Genomic DNA, 21,653 nt, shown 5'->3' on the forward strand with positions numbered 1-21,653 from the left:
TCCTTATTGGGAGGCGGCGGCTTCATCCGCCACGGGGTTGGACAGAATGCCGATGCCCGCCACTTCCACCTCGACCACATCCCCCGGCTTCAAAAACCGTGGCGGCGTAAAGCGCACGCCCGCACCAATCGGCGTGCCGGTGGAGATCACATCGCCGGGTTGCAGCGTGGTCCAGATGGAGATGTAGCGGATCAGTTCCGCGAACGGGAACATCAGGTTGTCGGTGGCGTCCTGCTGGCGCAGTTCGCCGTTCACGCGGGTGGTGACGGTCAGGGGCGCGGCAGGATCGAACTCGTCGGCCGTCACCATCCAGGGCCCCATCGAGCCGCTGGCATCAAAGTTCTTGCCCTGGGTGACGTTGAACTTGCCGTGCTTCAACCAGTCGCGCACCGTGCCTTCGTTCAGGCAGGTCAGGCCCGCCACATGGCTCCAGGCGTCATCCGCCAAGATGCGGCGTCCGGCCTTGCCGATCAAGATGGCGATCTCGCCTTCGTAATCCAATTGCTCGGACTCGGGCGGGCGCAGCAAAGGCTCGCCATGCCCGACAAACGACCCCGGAAACCGCGGGAACACGCTGGGATACGCGGGTGGCGCGCTGCCGTCCTGGTATTCCTCATTGCGCTTGCCGTAGTTCACGCCCACGCAAATGATTTTTTCCGGGACGGGAATCGGCGGCAACAGCCGGATCTCGCCCAGCCGATGCGTGACCGGCAGCGTTTTGGCCAACTGCGCCAAGGCGGGCAGGGCGTCTGCATCCAAGGCGGCGCGCAGGCTGTCATAGCCGTGGCCATCCAGCGCAACGACCTCGTCCTGACCGCGCAATGCGCCAAAGTGTGCACGGCCTTGATGCGTAAAACTGAGCAGTTTCATTTGTCGAATCCAAACAGATGAGCGGGGTTGTCGACCAAGATTTTCTTGAGCGTCGCGGCGTCGCCCGCATAACGCGCCAATTGGTCCACCAATTGACCTTCGTCGGGCGTGGCCTTGACCGACACCGGATGCGGCCAGTCGCTGCCCCAGACCACGCGGTCTGGGTTGGCGGTAATCAGCGCCTGCGCAAGTGGCGTCACGTCGTCCCAAGGCGGGCCTGTGCGTGAAATCTTCTCGGTCAGCGACAACATCACCCAGAAATTGCCGCGAGTCAGCAATGACTCCAACAAGCGCCGAGTCGGGTCCGCCTGGCCCGCGGCAGGATCGGCGCGGCCCATGTGATCCAGCAGCACCGGAATCTCCAGCCGCTCGAACTGCGCCGCTTGCGCCATCATGCCGTCGGGTTCCGGCTGGAACTTGGCGTACCAGCCCAGCTCACGAATGCGGCCGATAGCCCTGTCAAACACGGCCGGCGTCATGCTGATACCCAAACCCTGACGCGTGAAACGCGCCCCGCGCACACCGGCGTCGTGCAGCTTCTGGATATAGGCGTCATCACGTTCAGCCAGCACCACCGCGTTGGCGCAACCGCGATACGAGGGGCCGGCTGCGGCCAGACCGTCCAGCACCACCTGGTGATCCGCGCCGTAGGTGGTTGCCTGCACGATCACGCCGCGTTCGATGCCAAGCAAACGGTGCAGGGCAAGGGCGGTCTCGATGGTGGCGCTGGGCATCTCGTAGGCCGCGCCGGGGCGCACCGGATAGCGGTCAGCAGAGCCGAACACATGAAACTGGCTGTCGCAGGCGCGCGGCGGAAGGCGTGTGGCCGGGGCTGAAGGATGGGAGTGAAAGGGCTGATATGGCGTCATCGTTTGCGCTCCCTTATCCAATCACGTCGCCAATCACGTCGCCAATCACCGCGACAAAATCGCACTCAATGAGCTTGTCGCCATCCAGGTCGGCTTGCATCGTGTGGCGGGCTGGGCGGTTGTCTGCATCGGGAAACGCTTTAAGCCACACCGCATTCAGCGCGGCGCGTTGGTTGCGGTCACGCATCCACACCGTCATCTTGGCGATGTGATCCAGCGTGCCGCCGCACGCTTCAACAATGCGCCGCACGTGATCGAACATCAGTTCGCACTGACGCTCAAGCGACGCGCCGTAAGCGCCGGTGGCGGGATCGGTGCCTTGAATGCTGCCCGAATACAGCATGGGACCAATCCGGCATGCGGCCGGAATGGGATTCTTGTGGCTGAAGCCTTCGGCATAGATGCTGCGTCTGCTCATGGCGTGTTCCGAAAAGAGAAAAGGGGAAGGGGGCATCGCGGCGATGGAGGCTCCGCCGCCACGACGCGCCCGCTTGCTGGGGGTCAATTCGCCGTGATGCCAGCGCGCTTAATGATCGGCGTCCAGCGCGCATCTTCGGCCGCGAGATAACGCGTGAATTCCTCGGGCGAGCTGCCGCGCGCCTCGGCGCCCAGCTCGTCAAAACGCTGAATGATCGTCGGCTGCGCCAGAATCTTGACCAGCGCTTCGCTCAACCGCTTCTGCACATCAGGCGGCGTACCCTTCGGGGCAAGCAAACCGGTAAACGTGGCCGCTTCCATGCCCTGCACGCCAGCTTCTGCAAACGTCGGCACGTCCGGCATCGACGGCACGCGTTTGGCCGTCGTCACAGCCAGCGCGCGCAACCGACCATCCTTCACGTAAGGCAGCGCCACTGAAATCTGATCAAAGTTAAAGTCCACCTGCCCGCCCAACAAATCGGTCGTTGCGGGCGCATTGCCCTTGTATTGCGCGGTTGTCCAACGCGCGCCCGTCAAGGACTGCAACAGCTCGCTCACCAGATGATTCGTCGTGCCCGCGCCCGGCGACGCCATGTTCAGCTTGCCCGGCTCTTTCTTGGCCAGCGTCAGCAACTCATCCAGCGTCTTCGCGGGCAAACCTGGCTTCACCTGCAATACCAACGGCGTGTAAGACACCGAACTGATCGGCGCAAAGTCCCGATCCCACTTGTAGGCTTCCCGCTTGAAAATCAACGGCGAGAACAGCAACGGCCCATTGGCCGCCATGAACAAGGTGTAGCCATCCGGCTCGGACCGCGCCACCTGCTCGCCAGCAATCATCCCGCCCGCGCCCGGCTTGTTCTCCACAATGAACGGCTGCCCAAACGCCGCCTGCAACCCCGGCGCAATCAACCGCGCCGCCACATCCACATTGCCGCCAGGCGGATAGGGCACCACGATCTTTACGGGTTTCTCGGGCCAGGCGGCGTGCGCCATGGAAGTCAGGACGGTCAGCGCCACCGTGGCGCAGGCGCGAAGCGCATTGCGAGTCATGTTTTGTCTCCTGGTCGTGTCATCACGTTTTGTCTGTTTGACGACACTCTAGGAATTCTCACGCTGCTGAACAACGCGAATTTGCAGAAAAGTTCCGATATGTGGACGCTTTTGAAACGTCGTCCTGAGCGTGGTCTTGGACCAAAGCCAATTTCTTCGCAGAATTAGGCTAGGCGCTTATTGCGCGCGCGGTTAATCCCATTGTTGAATGTTCAATATCCGGACTACGGAGCCAGACCCACCATGCACTTCCCCGCAAGCGACCTGAACCCCGAACAGACCTACCGCCTGATGAGCGGCATCGTCGTGCCCCGGCCCATCGCCTGGATCAGCAGCGTCAACGCCCACGGCGGCGTCAACCTGGCGCCATTCAGCTGCTACACCTTCGTCTCAAACAAACCGCCCATGGTCGGCATAAACATCGGCCGCAAGGCAGGCGAACGCAAAGACACCGCCCGCAACATCCTGGCCAACGGTCATTTCGTGGTGAACATCGGCGACGAAACCCTGCTCGATCCCCTGCATGAAAGCGCCCACGAACATCCGCCCGAAGTCAGCGAGGCCGACGTGCTGGGTTTAAGCGTGCTTCCCGGCGAAGTAATCGCAACCCCGCGCCTCGCCGCCGCACCCATCAGCCTGGAATGCCGCTTTCACAGCGTGACGCCATTCGGAGAAACCGGCGCGGAGTTCTTCGTAGGGGAAGTCGTGATGTTTCACATCCGCGAAGGCCTGCTGCAAGACGGCAAGATCGATACGGAATTGCTGCGGCCCATATGCCGCATCGCCGGCCCGAACTATGCATCGCTAGGCCCCATCGTCACCAAGCGCGGTATTCAGCAGACCCCAAAATCGGTTCTGAAACCGGAGGCCGCGTGAGTGAAGCCGAAGATAAAACCGCATCCGGCGCGCAAACCGTAAGGCGAGCGCTGGCCCTGCTGCGGCTGATTGCCTGCGGACAGGAGAGGGGCGTGCGGCTGGTGGATTTGGAGCGAATGTCTGGATTGAACCGGCCTACTGTGCATCGATTATTGAAGACGCTGGTGCAAGAAGGCGCGGTCGAACAGGATCTGGATACGCGGCGGTATTTGATCGGGCAGGAGATTAGTTTGCTGGGACTCGCCCGGACTCGACGGTTTCCATTACTGACGATGGCAGAGCCTTATATGGCCGAGCTAGCGGAGCAAGTGGGGGACACGGTGTTTTTGAGTATTCGACATGGGCACGACTCGATTTGTATTGGCAGACGGACGGGAAGGCATCCGATACAGGTGCTGTCGATTGAGGTGGGGGTTAGGAGGCCGCTTGGAGTTGGCGTGTCGGGCGTGGCGTTGTTGGCGAGTTTGGGAGTGGAGGAAAGTGAGGAGCTGGTGCGGGGGAATGCGGCCAGGTTGGAGGTGATGGGGGAGCGGGTGGAGGAGGTTATTGCGCGGGTTCAGGTGGCGCGGAGGGAGGGGATTGCGCATGCGCCGATGGGGTTGATGCCGGGGACTAGTGCGGTGGCGGTGCCGGTGTTGAGTGTGGGAGGGGAGGCGCTTGGGGCGATTACGGTGACGGCGATGGCGGAGAGGTTGGGGGTGGGGAGGTTTGAGATGGTGGTGGAGAGGATGAAAGGGGCGGCGGGGGGGATTGCGGGGAGGTGGGGAAGGGTTGTGGGGGGTAGAGGGTAAGTTGGGGGGCAGGTGGGAGTGTTAGATGGTTTGTGATTTAGGCCCATGTCGAACGCAGTTGAGGTCGCTTCGGCAAAGAGTAGGACTTATTTACGGTGGTAAATGGGTGTTTTTGTAGGGCGATAGGTGTGTGTGGGACCTATGATTACCAGCTCTATACAGCACCTAGGTGTCTCACCAGGGGGACGGCATGTTGAAGGCTTCCTTCAGATTCGACTGGATGCGGCCAAGGATGCTAATGCATTGCGAGTGATCGCCCTAGAGTTAAGGGCGACTGTGGAGTTGAGACATGATTAAACGTGATGATTTTTTAGCTTCGGAAATCCGAGAGTTGGAGCGGATGCTTGAGGCTATTCCCGCATCGTCGGTCATACAGCGGATTTCGATTCAGAATCGACTTAAAACCGTGCGTGAAGCGCTTGAGCGAGAAATCGCATCCGCAAAGGCTTCCACTGGATAGATGACGCTTCGTGGTCGCCTAACCATTGACGGCCGAGCTATCGGCGCCGAATGACACGTGCGGTGGTTGCCTACGGCCTCGTAGATCGTTGCTGGGTGTGCGGGCAGAGCACACCATCTGCTAGGTGTTGCTTGCCTGAGTTATTGCTGACCTATCCCCGAGCTTATTCCCAAATATTCTTATGAACACTGCTTTGTGCGGATCAGCGTTCAACTCTTTATTGGCTAGGAAGCGATCCGAAACTTGGCGGTGCTGAAGCGAAATGGAAACACAGTGCGAACCTTTCCAGCCCTTCGAAGCGCGAATTCGGCTGCGCCCGACGGCGGATTGCGCTGACTGCAGAAGCAGGAATAGACCATTTTTCGTCGATCTTCCGTTTCAAACCGGAAGCTAACGTTCACGATAGTCCGCTTCCGGCCAGTAGCAGACCTTGAAACCCTGCCCGCAAATGATTGCTTGAGACTGATTTCGGACTGCCCATCAGGCAGCCCGGCAACTTGTCGCAGAGCAGTCGTCGGGTGTAGTCACACAGCCGCGTGAGTATTTAGGGGACCAATGGGTGTGCATTGCCTTCCGCGTATCGCCACGAGCACGCTGGCCTTCATAAGTTGCAAATGAGTATTTTGTTACAGTATTTGGTGATGAAGCACCGACGCAGTGAGCGACGAGGACACCAGTTTCGGAGGGGAGAAATATGAGTGAGCAGGAAATGTCTATGGCTGACAGCCACTCCGGGATGAGCACGTTGGCCAGCGGGCCTGCGGGCACTCATTTCGAGGGCCAAGTCGGTGCGTCATACTTGCTCGCCATGCTTGCCGGGGCACCCGCCCGAGGGCTCCCCGGCGCCTCGATAGACCGAGTCGGGCTACAGCAAGCCAATGCGGGGCATCCGCTCGACGACGTGATTATCCACGCGCACGAAAACGTATCCGGAAAGCCGGCGGTGCTGGAAGTTCAGGTCAAGAGATCCATCACCTTTGCTGCCGCCGACCCCGTCTTTCGCAAAGTCGTTGGCCAAGTTGTCAAGGCGTCGCAACGGCCTGACTTCTTGACGCAGCGGTACGAATTGGCGATTGCGACGACGAAGGGATCGCGCAAGATCGATGGGGCATATCAGGATGTCCTCACGCTCGCGCGGCAGATTGGCGACGCGGCTACATTCTTCGTCCAAATCGATCTGGCGGGCGTGGCAAACGACGACATGCGCGCCTTCGTCAAGACGTTCAAAAGCCACCTACGAGACGAAGGCTCGCCTGACGACAACGAGACCGTCTGGCTGTTGCTGTGTCGGCTGCAGATTCTGACCTTCGACTTTACGGCCTCAGGCTCTGCATCACACGACCTGGCGTTAGAACGCGCTATACGTGTGCTACACACGGACGATGGATCGCGCGCTGGGGCCTTCTGGGTCAACCTCATTGAACTAGCAATCGACGTGGCGAAAAGTGGAGGCGACAGAACTCGCGAGACGGCATTGCAAGCTCTCGCGCAGCTGGGCTATCGGTTCCTAGGTGAACGTCGGCACGCTATGGCCCGAGCAGCGCTAGCCGAGTCGTCCCGCTTGGCACTTGCCGACATTCGCAATTGCGTGGGCAACGTCGTACTTGCACGACAAGCGCGTGTGGCCGCAACGCGCGAAGCGTTGGACCGCGGACGCTTTGTGGAGATCCGTGGTGACGCAGGCGTCGGCAAATCGGGGATCTTGCGGCAGATGGCCGAGGCCATGCAAGCCGAAAGTCAGGTCATCGTTCTCAGCCCCGGACGATGTGTTCCCCGCGGGTGGGCAGCGTTGCGTGCGCAACTCGGTTTCGACGGAACGCTTCGCGAATTGCTTGTCGAACTGGCTAACGATGGTGGCGCCACGATCTTTATCGACAACCTCGACTCTTTCAGCACAGAGGAGAGGCCCACGGTAGTCGATGTCGTCAGGGAGGCCTCTGTCGTCCCGGGAATCGCAGTGGTCGTGACGGCCCGGCGCGAATTTGGGATTGATGAGCCCAACTGGCTCCCGAGCGACGCACTGGCACGCTTGGCGCAACCCGACGCGATCACAATAGATGAGCTGAGCAAGGTGGAAATTGAGCAGCTGAAGGTGACAGATCCTTCGCTTGGACCCCTGCTAACGGATGGACATCCCGCACGCCAGGTCGCCAGAAACCTTTTTCGCCTCGCACGGCTGGCAAGTCAGCCAGCATCTGACCCCATACCGCGCACTGAAGTCGATATGGCCGAGCAGTGGTGGACCACTGCGGACGGCACACGCGATGCCGGGTGGCGAGATCGAATTCGGCTACTGCAAGGCGCGGCAGCGCAGACCATGTCTGGCGCTGACTCCCTCGACGTTACAGGCCAAGCTGCAGCGCCGATCGATGCACTGGTGTCCAGCGGGACTCTGCGGGATTTGGGTATCGACCAGGTCGCGTTTCGTCATGACGTACTGCGTGAGTGGGCGATTGCTAGCGCCTTGCATGCCGGGCCCGAACTCGTCAGCAGGCTGCGGCTAGATCGGCCAGCAATGGCGATGTTTGCACGTGGCGTTGAGCTGGCAGCGCGTATGACAATCGAGCGGGCGTCTGATGGCGTGAGGTGGCACGCGCTCGTTGATCGGCTGAGCCAAGCGGGAGTTCATCGTTCTTGGCGCCGCGCCGCGTTGCTCGCCCTAGCTCGATCGGAAGCTGCGGAAACACTTCTCCAACGCGCATCGCCCGAGCTACTCGCCAATGGCTCCGAACTGCTGCGCGAACTCATCCGAACGGTCATGGCAGTCGACGTGCTTCCGGCCGCGCAGGTCTTTGCGGCTGCGGGAGTCGACCCTGCGCTCATACCCGCATCGATCAACGTCCCGCGTGGCCCGGCATGGAAGACATTGATTGTTTGGCTCTTAGGTGTCGGAGATAGCGTTCCTAAAGATGCCATCCCAGAGATTGTTCAGCTATACACGAATTTCTCGGTTGGTACACTTGGCGCCTCCAGTATCACGCCGTTTACAACACGACAGATCTACCGTTGGCTGAGGTTGGTGGAGCCAATAGATTCAATGACGATACGAAGCGAGGGCCTGAGATCGGACCTCCGCGAAGCGTTCGTCATGTTCGCGCACACAACGCCAGAGCTAGCCGCTGAATACCTGACGGCAGTGGGAAAGAGCGAGTACAACGAAGACATCGTGCGCAGCATCTTGAAGATGCGCGGCGCGCTGGCGCAAGCAGCCCCGGCAGAGCTGGCTAACCTGACTGCGGAGGCGTTGATCGCAAGGCCCCGTCGACGCGAGCGCCACTTCGGCCGGGAGCGCGAGGATGCGTTTACATATATCGATCATGAGTTCTTCCCGGCCTCGCCGGCACAAGGCCCATTCCTCGATCTATTGACCAATTCGCCCAAGAACGGGTTGGCCTTGGTTCATCGCTTGGTCGCACACGCGGTCGCACACAAAAGTCGAGGTGCTGACCCAGGGACGAATGGGTTCGACTTGGCCTTTCCTGAAGGGACGCGCACCTTCCCGTGGACGCAGACCTACTTCTGGTCACGCAACAGCAACTGCAACGCTGTCACGTCTTCGCTGATGGCCCTCGAAGCATGGGCGCACCGCCGCATTGATGCGGGCGAAGCCTTCGAAGATGTGCTGACAGACGTGCTCGGGCCACAATACTCGTGCGCTGCATACTTGCTGGTGGCAGTTGATCTCATCATCTCGTATTGGCCCAAATCACTTGATGTGGCGGCAGATTTTCTCGGCTGCCCCGAACTGCTGTGTATCGATTACACGCGTCAGGTTCACGATCGCATCGAAATGCCGGACTTCTTCGGGTTTGACTCCTTGCATAGCGAACCGCGCGGCAGCGTGACCGCTGCTGACCTGAAGCGTCGGCCATCCCGGCGGATAACGCTCGACGGACTGATTGGCAACTTCACGTTCCTGGCATCCCCAGATCAGCTCGCGGCATTGAGGACGCTGCTGACGACCGTAGCAACACGCCTGGGCGAACCCGCCGCAAGCGCGAATCTGGGCAACCCGGAATTCATGGCTCGGTTCGCATTAAACCTATTGGATGCCGCAAATTGGCAAGAAGTCGAAGTGACGCTCAGGGACGGATCATCCGCAACTGCGCGCGAATATCGATCGCCAATGGCTGAGCAGACCCATCTACAGGCTTTGCGAGACGCCACGACTGAGCGAGAGTCAGACTCCGCCACGCGGTCTGCGCTGACCCTTGCGCTCGACGATCCCGCTCGGTTGCTACCAGAAGGCCGGTCGGCAGCGGCGGCTTGGGCGCGGCGTTCTGCAACGACGACGGAAGAAGTCGAATCCGACGACGATGGCGGAGAGCGGCGAATGCAAGAGGAAGCAATTGTGACGGCCGCGATGATCGTCATGCGGGACGGCGATGATGACTTGCGCGCTGAGTACGGGGAATGGGCGCGGTCTCAATTGGAAAAGACGCTTGCAGCCCTCGACGAAGGTTTGGCACGCCAGACGCGAGGAGGCCTACGCTTCAATCCGACCGCGATCGCCTATGCCGGGTTGATTCACGCCTTGCGACATCGGTCAACGCCGGAAGACGTGCGGTCGCTTCTTGAGGTAGCGGCGACAGGAAACCACGCTGCCGCGCACGGATTAGGGACGTTCGCGGCAGTCCTAGCGGACGTCGATAGTCGCTTACCGAGAGCTGTGCTCCGATGTGCATTCAACGCCAGCGTCGTGGAGAGCCGAGCTTGGGATGCGTCGCAGGAAGAGGTCAAGGCTCGAAAAGCGCGCAGTCATGGACGGGCACGGGCGGCCGTTGCCGCTGAGATGGCATGGCTTGGAGGTGAAGGCCCGGAGCCAACGTGGCCGACATTTCCGGTAGAGCAAGCTCGGTCGAGAATGCAACTACGTTTACCTGGAGCCAGAATTGCGACACCAGAACCAGCAGAACCACCAGAAGCGTCGGCGCCTTCGCCAACAGAGCATGTAAATCATCAGGCTGCGGCTCTTTGGTTGCGCCAAGTGCGCACTCTTTCCATAGATGACACGCTTCCTTGGCTCAATGAGCTGGTGAGGGCCTACATGGCTTGGACTGCCCTTGCGAATGGAGCGAACCTAGACGACGGAGACGAAACGGACCACCCGCCATCTGAGTGGAACGATACCTTCTTTGCGGCGGTTGCACGATGCGTTATCGGTTTGTCAACGCCTGATGCCACTGAGCTGGTCGTGCGGCACATCGTTGCGCTTCCAGACCGGAATTTCTATGACGTGCTCGTCGATTTTTTGCGCAGCATCGACGTGGTGTATTTCGAGGGCGACAGTATTCCGACGCAGGTAGCCGTAGACATTCGGAGCACATTCGCCGACCGAATGCTGACCACGCGAGGATGGGAACGTCTCAGCCGAACCAGGGACTTTTCTATCGAAATGCACATTGGCCCGGCAATCGCCGTCTTGTTCTTTAACGACTACATGTACGGGCAGGGATCGAAATGCTACCTGCTTGAGAAGGGCGTGGAGCGAGTGGGCCCGTTTCTCCCTATTCTTGGGAAACTGGTCAGAAAAGGACCGTCACCCTTCGCCGCCATGGTATTACTCAACCTGCTTGAAGTTACGCCACTAGCCGAGCAACTCGATGTGCTGGTTGAGGCTGGAAGTGTATGGCTTGAGGCATATCCTGATTTCCGACAGCTGTGGATTGATCACGGTGTGGGCCGCCGTTGGTGCTTGCTCATGGAGGCCATCCAGGCACGCAGCCCGACCAGCTTCAGCAGTAGCGCGCCGCTGCGGCCTGCCATCGACAACCTCGTCGCATCGCTTATTGCGCTTGGAGTGCCTGAGGCCACACGGTTGGAGGAGGAGCTTAGCAAGCTTTGAAGCCAACACTACGCTGCGCGGCTTAGTTCAAGCGTCCGGCGTCAAAAATTTGTAATTCTGAGATCAATTTTATGTCCTTCGCTCCTTACGCGAATGAGCAAGACAAGCTGGATCGCTACGTCAATGCATTCGGCACGCAGTCATTCCGAGATCAGGCAGACCGAGACTACGTTGCCGCGCGATTGGCATGTCGCCACGAACTGTTTCCTCAGTTTCTTTGGTCTTCGCATCAAGCGATAGAGAAGTATCTAAAGGGAATCCTTCTCTATAACCGCATCAAGGCGAATAAGGTGGGTCATGACCTGGCCCAAGCCTTGTCTCTTACACAGTCCCTGCCCTTCGAGATAGAACTTTCGAAAAGAAGCCACAGGTTCATAGAACACCTTGCAGAGGTGGGCGAGTTTCGATACATCGACGTTCCTTATCATGTGTACGGACACATACTTGTCGATCTCGACTTGGCTGTTTGGGAGGTTCGCAGATACTGCCAAATCCTACAGACCTTTGGAAAGCCACTTCCGCTCGAGGAGCAGAAACTTCTTGAAGATGCTTGGTCAGATTTGGCCTCTAGCGACTCCAAGCCGCTCAGCGTTGCTATGGCATAACCCCTGTTTCGGCGTTCGGAAACGAGCTACGGTGAAGGTAAAGAACCACCTAAATGCTCAGAATTCGCTGCTGTATCTCTATCCCGAGATGCTCGACGAATTGCTCAAGTACGTCTTCATTCCCAAGAAGCTGGTAGCCGGCTATCGTGAACACTTGTCGGAGATCAAAGCAGGCGCGAAGGCGAGGCCTTAGCTATGTTGGTGCCGCCCGGCCCTTCCATCGAGAACCGTTGACCAACGTCCGCTTCGGGTCGAGAGCGGCCAGACACGATTGGCGCCTTTCGACCCAATGCAGTCGTTCGAGCAGCCCCCAGCAGTTTCTGCTGTGAAGTGATTGCAGTCCATCGCTTTTGCAAGCCGAGGTCACACTAGTTCGCCCTATGCAGTATTTTGGTTTCGCTATTCTTATGATGGTATAAACGGTGCACTTCAATTCGGCTCAGGGTGTTTCTGCTGTGTCGCAATTTACCTGCGCCCGTACGGACCAATAGGGAGTATTTGCTATGACATTTATGAAAGGCCTGGACGATCTGCAGAGAACTTTAGCGGAAGCGCAGAAAGCGCTTGAGACAGTAAACGGCGAGCTCGGAACCTTGTCCTTTAACCCAGAGGATCCAGAGAGCGTCGAAGCGGCGATCGCTGAGTCCGAGCGGTTGGTTGACGAGCGACTGGGCAAGTACGCGAACAACTCGATCGTCGGTCCGCTGATAGTTCAGATGAAGGATTCGTTCAGGACTGCCGTGATCGAGAAGGCAGCCGAGGCGCGGCTGAAGGGAGAAGCGTCAGATGGCGAATAGAGAGGTCCTGTTCAAACGGATCAACAATGCCCTGTTCGATATGCAGGCGGCAACGTCGCAGACCTTTGAGCAGCACTTCCTGACCTTTGCCCGACTTCTTGCGGATTCGTCACTACAGGATCTGAATCAAAAGCTAACAGTCAATCTGGATGTGGAACGTTTCTTGGAAGCCAGTTCTAGGTCACAAGGCAGCATGGTGGGTTCCGCTCGTCTCGCATGGCCTGAAAGCGCGGACGCGGTGCTCGGGCTGCAGTGGCTACTGGTTCAAAAGTTCGCGCGAGAACCGGGAGGGTTGTTAGATTTTGCGCACACTTACTACACTGTGGGGCGCAACTTCACTGGTGAGCTGCATAGCCTCACACGTCAGTTACTTATCCCGTTTGCCCGCGACTACAAGGACTACGTGATGGCCATGGAGCAATCGCATGTGGCAGCGTCCGTGAGCAGCGCTGCGGACAGCATCGGAAGCGGCCCAGCACAAATCACTTACCACATCAATGGAAATAACGTTCGCGTCAACAATCACTCAGTCGACAAATCGACGAATATCATAAACATCGGCGCTGACTTTCGCGAATACATCGACGGCCTACGCCAAGTCATTCAGAGCCTGACTGATGCTCAACAAAAGCAGGAAGCGATGGAAATTGTCAATGCTGTAGAAGCGCAGCTTGCGACCCCGAAGCCCAGCAAGACGGTGGTATCAACCTTGTTGAATGCATTGCCTCACGTGGCAAGCATCGCCACACTAGCATCCGCGATTATCTCCGGGCTCTAATAGATGTCCAAATTGCAGGACTGAGGATTGTTTGACCCGCATTGGTAGCTGATGAGCGAGCTTTTGTCCCTCAGATAAGGGCCTCTGCAGACCGACCTTCGCAGGTCGCCGTCCTCCGACCTGCGGGCGGCGACTTCCGACCCGCTGCTGTCTTTGAAGCCTCGTTAGCCTACGTCGGTAGGCTGCAAAAGCCGGCGCCTATAGACTTCTCTTTCGGTAGTACGCTAAGTTAAATAGCGCCTTTTGAATTATCAGTCCGATATCATGTATTTTTTGCAGGCGTTAGGTGCAGTTCGCGCCTCGTCCTAGCTTAAAATTGCCAGGACGGGAACTATGATCCGTCGAGATAACACATACGACGAGTACACAATGAACAATGTCGATGAAGATAACGCCCTAGTTAATTTCGAAGATGACCAGGCGGATGACCTTGACACATCTCTTGCAGTCGACCGCTTTCGTGATGCTGTTTTGTACGGTACTGACTGGACGGTGCGGACGCTTCTTCAGCAAATCGAGCAGGGCAACATCGATTTGTCACCTGATTTTCAACGCAGGGATGCTTGGAGTTTACGTAACAAGAGCCGCTTTATTGAGTCGGTGGCGCTACAACTGCCCATTCCCCAAATCGTGTTGGCAGAACGCAAGGAACAGCGCGGCACATACATCGTTCTTGATGGTAAGCAGCGATTGCTAACCCTTGCGCAGTTCGCTGGCGATTTTCCGGATGACCATCCTTTATGGGATGAATCGCGGAAGGTTGCTTCACTTCGACTGTCGGGCCTGCGTGTCCTGACAGATCTGAACGGTAAGACATATAACGACTTCACTTCTTTGCCTGATCTGGCGCAGATGCGAACGCAGTTTGATAATCACACAATCCGAAGCGCTCTAATTCGAAATTGGCCCGACGAAGACTACTTATATGAAGTATTTATTCGACTAAATACAGGAAGTGTTCGGTTGTCGCCTCAAGAACTGCGGCAAGCAATGAAGCCGGGCCCTTTCACGGCGTTTCTTTCAATTAAGTCGGCGGAGAGCGTGACGATCCAAAAAATCCTTGGCTTGTCGGCTCCCGATTTCCGGATGAGGGATGTTGACCTTTTGCTTCGGTTAATTGCATTCAGCACAAGACTTTCTGTATACAGAGGCAACTTAAAACAGTTTCTCGATGAAACACATGAATTCTACAACGCAAACTGGGGCGTGGAGCAGAAAGGAATGGAGGGCTTGCTCAAACGCCTCGAAGATGGCCTTATTTTTCTATGTGCCGCCTTCGGCAATGAGAGACATGTCGGCCGAAGATATAAGGGAGACAATTTTGAGAGTCCGCTGAACAGAGCCGTCCTTGACGTACAGATCGCTTCAGCACTCGATGAGAATGTAAGACGCGCGGTAGAGGAAGGTCGATTGGACCTGTTAGGAACCTTCCAAAAAATGTCTATTAATGATCAGGAATTTGCGCAGGCGGTAGCGGGAACCACCAAATCCATTACAGCCATTCGCACTCGTTATAACAGTTGGCGGGCCGCATTAGAAGGCGTCATTGGCCAACCAGTTCAAATGCCTGAGCTGCCAAATGGCTAGCAGTCATTTCATAAAGCTGACGACCTCCATTCAAACGTTGAAGAACATCTACCTTGATGATGCGTTGGCCTCACCAGTTCCAAATGACGTTCACTCGGAACTAGCGCGTGCATTTGTAACATTCGCCCACGCGGAGTTCGAATATTACGTCGAAGAAGCGTTGCGAGAACTTACGCATGCAGCATTTAACGGTGCGATTTCCGGGAACTTTGGGAGCGCATCTATCGCGATGCTTGCCTTTAGTGGCATGAGTTCTCTAAAAGCGGGCGACAAACTCGGGGCCGGTGGGAAAAAGCCTGCCCGTAAGCTGTCTACTCGATTCGGAGATGCAAAGTTGGCCATTTTAAAAGGCCTTGATGCAAATATGGGGGTCCGGGAGAAACATATCGCTGCCATGGCGATACCCCTAGGATTAGATGCGGCATCTGTTGACAATACTTGGCTGAACGATCTTGACGCCTTTTGCTCGTATCGAGGCGCCTATGTTCACATGTCGAGGACGCAACAACGAGCTGACCCGGCTGCCGTCAACCCAAATGACATGTGGCTGAAGTGTAAACGTCTGGTTTGGACAGATCCGACACTAGGAAGTCCAGGATCAATCAACTCTTTCGAAAGTTTTGACGCTTGGGTCCAGTCAGAAAAAACTGGCTTAGCGCCACTAGTCGGAGCTCCTCGTTGGAGACTACGCATCATGACTTACCTTCTTCAACTGTTATCGCGTAGGAAGCAAAATGCGGCTGGCGAAGATGATGACTAGCCCACTCTCCACGCATGGCCTCGATGCCCGCCGGTATCCTGTAGTTAGTCAAGAAGATGCGTTGGCCGACTGCTATTGGCCGTAAGCAGACTTGAGAACAGTGGATCCTATGTTTGCACGCACAGTTTCCCTACTGAGCGACATTGACTGCTTTTGCCAATACGGAGTCCAACGTTGGATCATTTATGGTGCGTCCCACTAGATCCGCAATCTGATCGCAGATGCTCTCAACGCCACCCATCAAATTCGAAACCACCCAAGCATTCAACGGTATCGTCCCCGTAGCCTCAAGCTCACCCACACCACTCCCCACAATCCTAGCAATAGCCCAAATCCCCCCGCAAGCCCGCTCAATCTTCCGCAAATCATCAACCCGAACAATACCAAACTCCGGATCATCCGGGGTGGCCCAACGGTCATAGGTAAAAGGGTGGTCGCTCATCTCGACGCTCCGGTGTAATTGACGCAATGAAAGAAAGGAGGCCGCCATTGCAGCGGCCGCTTGTTCTGTCTTTCCGGCTGTCAACCCGGGCGATCCTTCGGATCACGGGGCGAGTATGCCCCGTTAGGCGACGGAGGCAATGCGGCTCCGTGCCAAATTGATCACGCTCTCTCTAACGGAAGCGTGATCGCGGACTATTAATACTGAAAAGCGTCAGTAGCCCACCACCAGCCGAAGCTACCCGTTGCTTCAGACCAATTAGCCAAGCAGCGACCTATTCAGCCGCCACCACAGCTTTCGGCACAAAAAACCTATCCTTCAACTCCTGCAACCCAATCCGATCCAGCATCTCGGTCAATCGTTCAGCAGGCTTCCTCGTCGGCAAATTCTTAAACTGCGCAATGATCAGCTCATTCTTCATAGAATGCTCCCAGCCGACCAGCTCCGTGACACTAACCTGATACCCATGCGCTTCCAGCTGCAAACACCGCAGCACATTAGTAATCTGGCTTCCAAACTCCCGCGTATGCAGCGGATGCCGCCAAATCTCCGCCAGCGGATCAGCCAGCGCCTTGCCCTTATTCTTCCGCAACACCGACGCCACCTCAGCCTGACAGCAAGGCACAACCACGATGTACTTGGCCTTCTTCTCCAGCGCAAAGTGAATCGCGTCGTCGGTGGCGGTGTTGCAAGCGTGCAGGGCGGTCACTACGTCGATCGTTGCGGGCAGACGATCTGAAGTAATCGAATCCGCCACTGACAGATTCAAGAACGACATCCCCTCAAACCCGAGCCGCGTCGCCAGTTCCTCTGACGACTTGACGAGTTCCTCGCGCGTCTCGATCCCATAAATATGGGACCCGCTCTTCACGGCATCCTTTTGTTCCTTGAAGAACAAGTCATACAGGATGAATCCCAGATAAGACTTCCCAGCCCCGTGATCCGCGAGGGTGACTGCGCCGCGTTCTTGTTGAACGTCTTTCAGCAGCGGCTCGATGAATTGGAACAGGTGATAGACCTGCTTCAATTTACGGCGGCTGTCCTGGTTCATCTTGCCGTCGCGGGTGAGGATGTGCAGGGCTTTTAGCAGTTCGACGGACTGGCCGGGGCGGATGTCGTGGGTTTTTTCGGACATGGGGAAGGCAAAGCGCCCCGCGCGGGGCGGGGCGCGTAGAGGCGCGGAAAGCGTCAGTTTAACGAAAACAGCGGATTGGCCAGGTTGGCCGGACTTCGAGCTGCTTCGATATGCCCGGGTTGGCCGCACTTCGAGCTGCCTCGATACATATAGCGAGGACAACGCGGAGCCGGCTTTGCCGGTCCGCAGTTGTAGCCCCTTTTTGGGGCCCGCGTAGGCGGGCTGGGGGCCTAGTCAGATGCAGGTCCTACTCAGACCGCCGGAAAAACCGGCTCGCCCAGGTTCAGCATCAAACGATTCGCCCAAGCAAAAATCGCATCCGAGTGCAGCAGGTCCAGGACCTCGCCCTCGGTCAAGCCAGCATCCTTCAGCGCCTGGATGCTGTTGGCGTTCACATCCGCCTGGGCTTCCGTGATCTGGACCGAGAACTTCCCAATCGCCAGTTCGCGCGCCGTCGTGCCCGCCGTATACGGATCTTCGAACACCTGGGCGATCACGTCGTTGCGCTTGGCCAGTTGTTCGAAGCGCTGAGCGTGGACGGATGCGCAGTAGACGCAGCCGTTTACGCGCGACACCACCGTGGAGCCCAGTTCGCGTTCGGCGCGGGACAGGCCGCCGGGTGCGTACATGATGGCGTTGAAGGCGGTGGAGCGTTGGCGCAGGATTTCTGGTTGGTGGACCAGGAACAGGTAGTAGTCCGAGACCTTGGCCTTGGGGTGGCTTTCTTCCAGGACGGCGATTTGTTCCGGGGTGGCGGTGGCTACGGTGACGACGTCCAGCCAGGCGCTCCATTCCAGCGATTCGTTGGTGAAGCCGTGTGCCTTGATGACCGCACCGGGCTCGGTGGCGGCGGTGTTGGGCTCATACGGCGCGGGCGGGACGGACGCAGCGCGTGCAGGCTGGCCTTCCAGGTCTTTCATGGCCGCAAGTCCTGCGACCAGACGCGTCTGGTAGGACAGGAAGGCGATCAGTTGCGACAGCGTGACCACGGCGGGCGTGGAGACGCCTGCTGCGGGCAGGGTCTTCAGTGCGGCTTCGTCGCCTTCGACTGGGTTTTCAATCAGCTTGCGCGTGAATTCCAGCACCGCAGCCAGACGCGGGGTGGAGGCGTCGGACGGTTTGCCGGATTCCGCGACGGCGATGTCGGCGGGAGCGGCTCCTGCTTCGATCAGGCGGGCGCGGTAGTGGGCGGCCAGCAGCGGCGACGGGCTGATGCGGGTGGCGTACAGCGCGGTCAACAGGCGTTCGTTCAGCGACAGGCCGGGCAGTTCGGGGTCGAACAGCGCGTCGTAGCTGCCTTGCGTGGCGGCGGCGACTTTTTCGCGTTGGTGGCGGACGGCATAGGTGTTGCTGTCGGCGGTCAGGCCGACGAGGCGGTCCACCAGGTCATTCGCGGCGTCGTAGACGATGGGTTGTTGTGCCATTGAAATAGTCTCCTTGAATGTCATTCAGCCGGTGTGGCGGAGGCAGATGCAGCGCGGGCCTTCACCGCCGCGTCCAAGAACTTTTTCACGCCTTCCCACGATTCCTGGTCGGCGCGCGCGTTGTCCTTGGGATTCCCGCCACTCGTGCTGATCTTGCCGGACACGGGGTGGGCGTAGACGAGCTGGGTGGTGGGCACGTACGGGAACAAAATCGAATGCCCGCCGTTCTCGTAGTCCAGCCATTGCACCGGATACGGGTGCTCCACTTCCACCAACTTGTCCTGCACCATCTTCGAGTAAAGACTCGACGGCCAGGACCCATCGTCGGTGGCCGACAGCAGCATGACCGGGCCTTCGATGTCCTCCACGCGAATTCGCGCACGGGCGACGGCGTCGGGGTCTTGCAACGCGGTCAGGATGGCCTTCTCATGTCGATGCGGCGAGGGGCCTTCGTCAAACGGCGCCCAGGTGGCGGTGCGGTTGTTCTCCCAGACGTGGGGCAGGGGCTTGCCGCCCAAGAGCCACGTGGGGCCTTCGCGGCCGATCTTGGGGTCGCAGGCGTTCTGGCCGCTGTGGACGACGGCGCCGGGTACGTAGGCGACGACGGCCGACACTTCCTTGGGGAAAGTGGCGCCCAGCAGAAGTACGAGTTCGCCGCCGCGCGACTGGCCGCTGATGGCGACGAAGTCGTGCTTGGGCTGAACCTTGTTGCGCAGCCAGCGCAGGCCGGTCTGGAAGTACTCAAGCGGGGTGTTCGAGATGTAGTCGGACAGGCCCGGCGCCTTGAAGTACGCCAGCGCAAAGGCGGCGTAGCCGCGCGAGGCATACAGCGCCGCGCGCGGTTCGTTGATGCCGCCGCCCGATCCGTTCAGGATCATGACGGCGGGGTGCGGGCCGGGGCCGGCGGGCAGGTACAGCGTGCCGACCAGTCCTTCTTCCCGCACGTCCTGGCGCGTGACGCCGTCAGACGCCAGCCGTTGCGTGAAGCTGGCTTGCGCTTGCGCGCCAGCCACGCGGGCCACCACGTCGGTGACCAGAGCGTCGGTCACCGGGTGGTTGAAGTGTTCGCGGCTGGGCGAGTCCACGGGGGACTGCGACCAGACCAGGCCCATCGGGGCCAGGCTGGTGTAGTCGCCGGAGACCGGCGCGTCGCGGGTCAGGTCGACGACGCCGTCCTCGCCTGCCGTGAACGCGGCTTGCGCCTGCCAGAGCACGCCGTTGCGGCGGGTCAGCGCGGTGATTTCCACCGTCTGGCCCGGCTGGACGTGCTCGACCCGGATCTGGCGCGGCACGTCGATCAGGGCGTCCGCGGGGGTGATGGTTAGGGTCGGCGCCATGGCTTATTTACCAGCAGCGGCGGCCGGCACTTTGGTGACCATCATGGCGGCCGTGCGGTCGCTGGTCATCGGGGTGACCTTCAGGCCCTTCTTGGTGGCCCAGATGTTCTTGTAGTGGAACAGCGGGAAGATGGCCACGTCATCCGACACGATCTTGACGGAGTCGCGCAGGATGGCTTCGCGCTTGGCCACGTCGAATTCCGACGTGGATTGTTCCAGCGCGGCGTCTACCTTGGCGTTGCTGTAGTGGCCCCAGTTGGAGGCGCCCAGGCCCTTCTTGGCGTCGACGGTGGCCAGGATGTTGACCAGCGCGTAGCTGGCTTCACCCGTGCCGTTGCCCCATGCCAGCATGCTGACGGCGAACTCGTTCTTGTTGGCGCGGCCCGAGTACACGGCCCATGGCACCACTTCCACTTGGGTCTTCACGCCAACGCGGGTCCAGAACTGCGCAATCGCTTGGGCCGTTTCCGGGCCTTGCGGGTAGCGGTCGTTCGGCACGTGCATCGTCAGCTTGAAGCCGTCGGGGAAACCCGCTTCGGCCAGCAGCTTCTTGGCTTTTTCTACGTCGTTGGGGATGTCTTTGACGTCGGGGTTGTAGCCGAAGGTGTCCTTGGGCATCCACTGGTTGGCTTCGGTGGCCGCGCCTTGCAGGATGCGGTCAGAGATTGCCTTGCGGTTGATGGCCAGGTTCAGCGCTTGGCGCACGCGCAGGTCCAAGAGCGGGTTTTTGTCCAGCGGCTTGCCGTTGTTGTCGGTGATGTACTGGTTGGGCGCGGGGTTGAAGCTGGGTTGCAGAATCATGACGCGCAGGCCGTCGTACGGGTAGACCGAGATGTTCGCGGCCTTTTGCAGTTTGGCCAGGTCAGACACCGACACCTTGTCGATCACGTCCACGTCGCCCGCCAGCAGCGCGGCAGTGCGCGAGGCGGCGTTGTTGATGTAGCGGTAGTTGACCTTGTCCCAGGTGGCTTTTTCGCCCCAGTAGCCGTCGTTGCGTTCCATGATGACGCGGTCGCCCGGCGTGTAGGACACGAACTTGTACGGGCCGGTGCCGACCACGGCCTTGCCCGAGTTGTAGTCTTCGGTGGTCGACTTTTCACCGACGTGCTTGCTGACGACGTGGACGGATGCCAGGTTCAGCGGCAGGTCGGGGTTGGGCGCCTTGGTCTTGACGATCAGGGTCAGCGGGTCCTTGGCGGTCATCGTGTCGATGGTGCGCAAGTAGCCGGCATAGGTGGCGACGCTGCCGGGAACGGCGCGGGCGCGGGTGTAGGAATAGATCAGGTCGTCGGCGGTGAACGGCGTGCCGTCCTGCCATTTAACGCCTTCACGCAGCTTGAATTCCCAGGTGGTGGGGTCCAGCGGCTTCCAGCTGACGGCCAGGCCCGGCTGCAGCTTGTTCCACTTGTTTTCAATCAAGAGGTCCCAGAAGTGCAGGGCCACCGAGCGGTCGCCGGCGTGGTTGTTCAGCTGCGGGTCCAAGGACGACAGCGGGTCTGCGAAACCGATCGACAGATTGTCGGCGGAGGCGGCGGCAGAGGCGCCCAGGATGGCGGCGGTAAGGGTCGAGAGAATCAGGCGTTTCATGTTCGGGGTCCTTGGTAGGG

Annotated in this window: 18 protein-coding genes; 9 read left to right on the forward strand and 9 right to left on the reverse strand. The window is 58.9% G+C overall.

What is annotated here, in order from left to right; all coding sequences use genetic code 11:
• Positions 1-3 precede the first annotated feature (3 nt).
• From RAS12_RS04010 to RAS12_RS04025, 4 genes are all read right to left on the reverse strand, one after another.
• Positions 4-870 carry a fumarylacetoacetate hydrolase family protein gene (locus RAS12_RS04010; protein WP_306945360.1) on the reverse strand — a complete coding sequence of 289 codons (867 nt, stop codon included), beginning with the start codon at positions 868-870 and terminating at the stop codon, positions 4-6.
• Positions 867-1,739, reverse strand: a complete 873-nt coding sequence (locus RAS12_RS04015; protein ID WP_306945362.1) for an amidohydrolase family protein — start codon at positions 1,737-1,739, stop codon at positions 867-869. Before RAS12_RS04015 ends, RAS12_RS04010 begins: the two co-directional genes overlap by 4 nt.
• 13 nt (positions 1,740-1,752) lie before the next feature.
• Positions 1,753-2,157, reverse strand: a complete 405-nt coding sequence (locus tag RAS12_RS04020; RefSeq protein WP_306945363.1) for a RidA family protein — start codon at positions 2,155-2,157, stop codon at positions 1,753-1,755.
• An 83-nt stretch (positions 2,158-2,240) separates the two neighbouring features.
• Entirely contained in the window at positions 2,241-3,209 is a 969-nt protein-coding gene (locus RAS12_RS04025; protein WP_306945365.1) for a Bug family tripartite tricarboxylate transporter substrate binding protein, read from the reverse strand.
• Positions 3,210-3,452: 243 nt separating this feature from the next.
• Here RAS12_RS04025 and RAS12_RS04030 point away from each other — a divergent pair, with 243 nt between their 5' ends.
• The 9 genes from RAS12_RS04030 (at position 3,453) to RAS12_RS04070 (ending at position 15,708) form a co-directional block, all read left to right on the forward strand.
• Positions 3,453-4,085, forward strand: coding sequence for a flavin reductase family protein (locus RAS12_RS04030; RefSeq protein WP_306945367.1), 633 nt, complete (start codon positions 3,453-3,455; stop codon positions 4,083-4,085).
• Entirely contained in the window at positions 4,082-4,876 is a 795-nt protein-coding gene (locus RAS12_RS04035; protein WP_306945369.1) for an IclR family transcriptional regulator, read from the forward strand. The genes RAS12_RS04030 and RAS12_RS04035 overlap by 4 nt, the downstream gene beginning before the upstream one ends.
• Positions 4,877-5,165: 289 nt before the next feature.
• Positions 5,166-5,336 (forward strand): hypothetical protein, encoded by a 171-nt coding sequence (locus RAS12_RS04040; RefSeq protein ID WP_306945371.1) that lies wholly within the window; start codon positions 5,166-5,168, stop codon positions 5,334-5,336.
• A gap of 715 nt (positions 5,337-6,051) precedes the next feature.
• Positions 6,052-11,181, forward strand: coding sequence for an NACHT domain-containing protein (locus tag RAS12_RS04045; protein WP_306945373.1), 5,130 nt, complete (start codon positions 6,052-6,054; stop codon positions 11,179-11,181).
• Between the two features lie 71 nt (positions 11,182-11,252).
• The gene (locus RAS12_RS04050; protein ID WP_306945375.1) at positions 11,253-11,786 is read left to right on the forward strand and encodes a HEPN domain-containing protein; all 534 of its coding nucleotides are present in this window, start codon (positions 11,253-11,255) and stop codon (positions 11,784-11,786) included.
• A 503-nt stretch (positions 11,787-12,289) separates the two neighbouring features.
• Positions 12,290-12,583: a YuaX family protein gene (locus RAS12_RS04055; protein WP_306945377.1), complete on the forward strand. Its 294-nt coding sequence runs from the start codon at positions 12,290-12,292 to the stop codon at positions 12,581-12,583.
• Positions 12,573-13,361 carry a hypothetical protein gene (locus RAS12_RS04060; RefSeq protein ID WP_306945378.1) on the forward strand — a complete coding sequence of 263 codons (789 nt, stop codon included), beginning with the start codon at positions 12,573-12,575 and terminating at the stop codon, positions 13,359-13,361. The genes RAS12_RS04055 and RAS12_RS04060 overlap by 11 nt, the downstream gene beginning before the upstream one ends.
• A 369-nt stretch (positions 13,362-13,730) precedes the next feature.
• A complete protein-coding gene (locus RAS12_RS04065; protein WP_306945380.1) occupies positions 13,731-14,948 on the forward strand; it encodes a DUF262 domain-containing protein in 1,218 nt (405 codons plus the stop codon).
• Positions 14,941-15,708 (forward strand): HEPN domain-containing protein, encoded by a 768-nt coding sequence (locus tag RAS12_RS04070; RefSeq protein WP_306945382.1) that lies wholly within the window; start codon positions 14,941-14,943, stop codon positions 15,706-15,708. Before RAS12_RS04065 ends, RAS12_RS04070 begins: the two co-directional genes overlap by 8 nt.
• A gap of 130 nt (positions 15,709-15,838) precedes the next feature.
• On the opposite strand, the gene RAS12_RS04075 is transcribed toward RAS12_RS04070, so the two are convergent.
• The 5 genes from RAS12_RS04075 to RAS12_RS04095 all read right to left on the reverse strand — a co-directional run bounded on the left by RAS12_RS04075 (position 15,839) and on the right by RAS12_RS04095 (position 21,633).
• Positions 15,839-16,150, reverse strand: a complete 312-nt coding sequence (locus RAS12_RS04075) for an SPFH domain-containing protein (RefSeq protein ID WP_306945384.1) — start codon at positions 16,148-16,150, stop codon at positions 15,839-15,841.
• Between the two features lie 274 nt (positions 16,151-16,424).
• Positions 16,425-17,285: a class I SAM-dependent methyltransferase gene (locus RAS12_RS04080; protein WP_306945387.1), complete on the reverse strand. Its 861-nt coding sequence runs from the start codon at positions 17,283-17,285 to the stop codon at positions 16,425-16,427.
• Between the two features lie 251 nt (positions 17,286-17,536).
• Positions 17,537-18,709 (reverse strand): CMD domain protein, encoded by a 1,173-nt coding sequence (locus RAS12_RS04085; protein WP_306945389.1) that lies wholly within the window; start codon positions 18,707-18,709, stop codon positions 17,537-17,539.
• Positions 18,710-18,729: 20 nt separating this feature from the next.
• Positions 18,730-20,046, reverse strand: a complete 1,317-nt coding sequence (locus tag RAS12_RS04090; protein ID WP_306945391.1) for an acyl-CoA thioesterase/bile acid-CoA:amino acid N-acyltransferase family protein — start codon at positions 20,044-20,046, stop codon at positions 18,730-18,732.
• Positions 20,047-20,049: 3 nt separating this feature from the next.
• Positions 20,050-21,633, reverse strand: a complete 1,584-nt coding sequence (locus tag RAS12_RS04095) for an ABC transporter substrate-binding protein (protein WP_306945394.1) — start codon at positions 21,631-21,633, stop codon at positions 20,050-20,052.
• Positions 21,634-21,653: the final 20 nt, after the last annotated feature.

The organism is Achromobacter seleniivolatilans, assembly GCF_030864005.1.
GTDB classification, from domain to species: Bacteria; Pseudomonadota; Gammaproteobacteria; order Burkholderiales; family Burkholderiaceae_B; genus Achromobacter; species Achromobacter seleniivolatilans.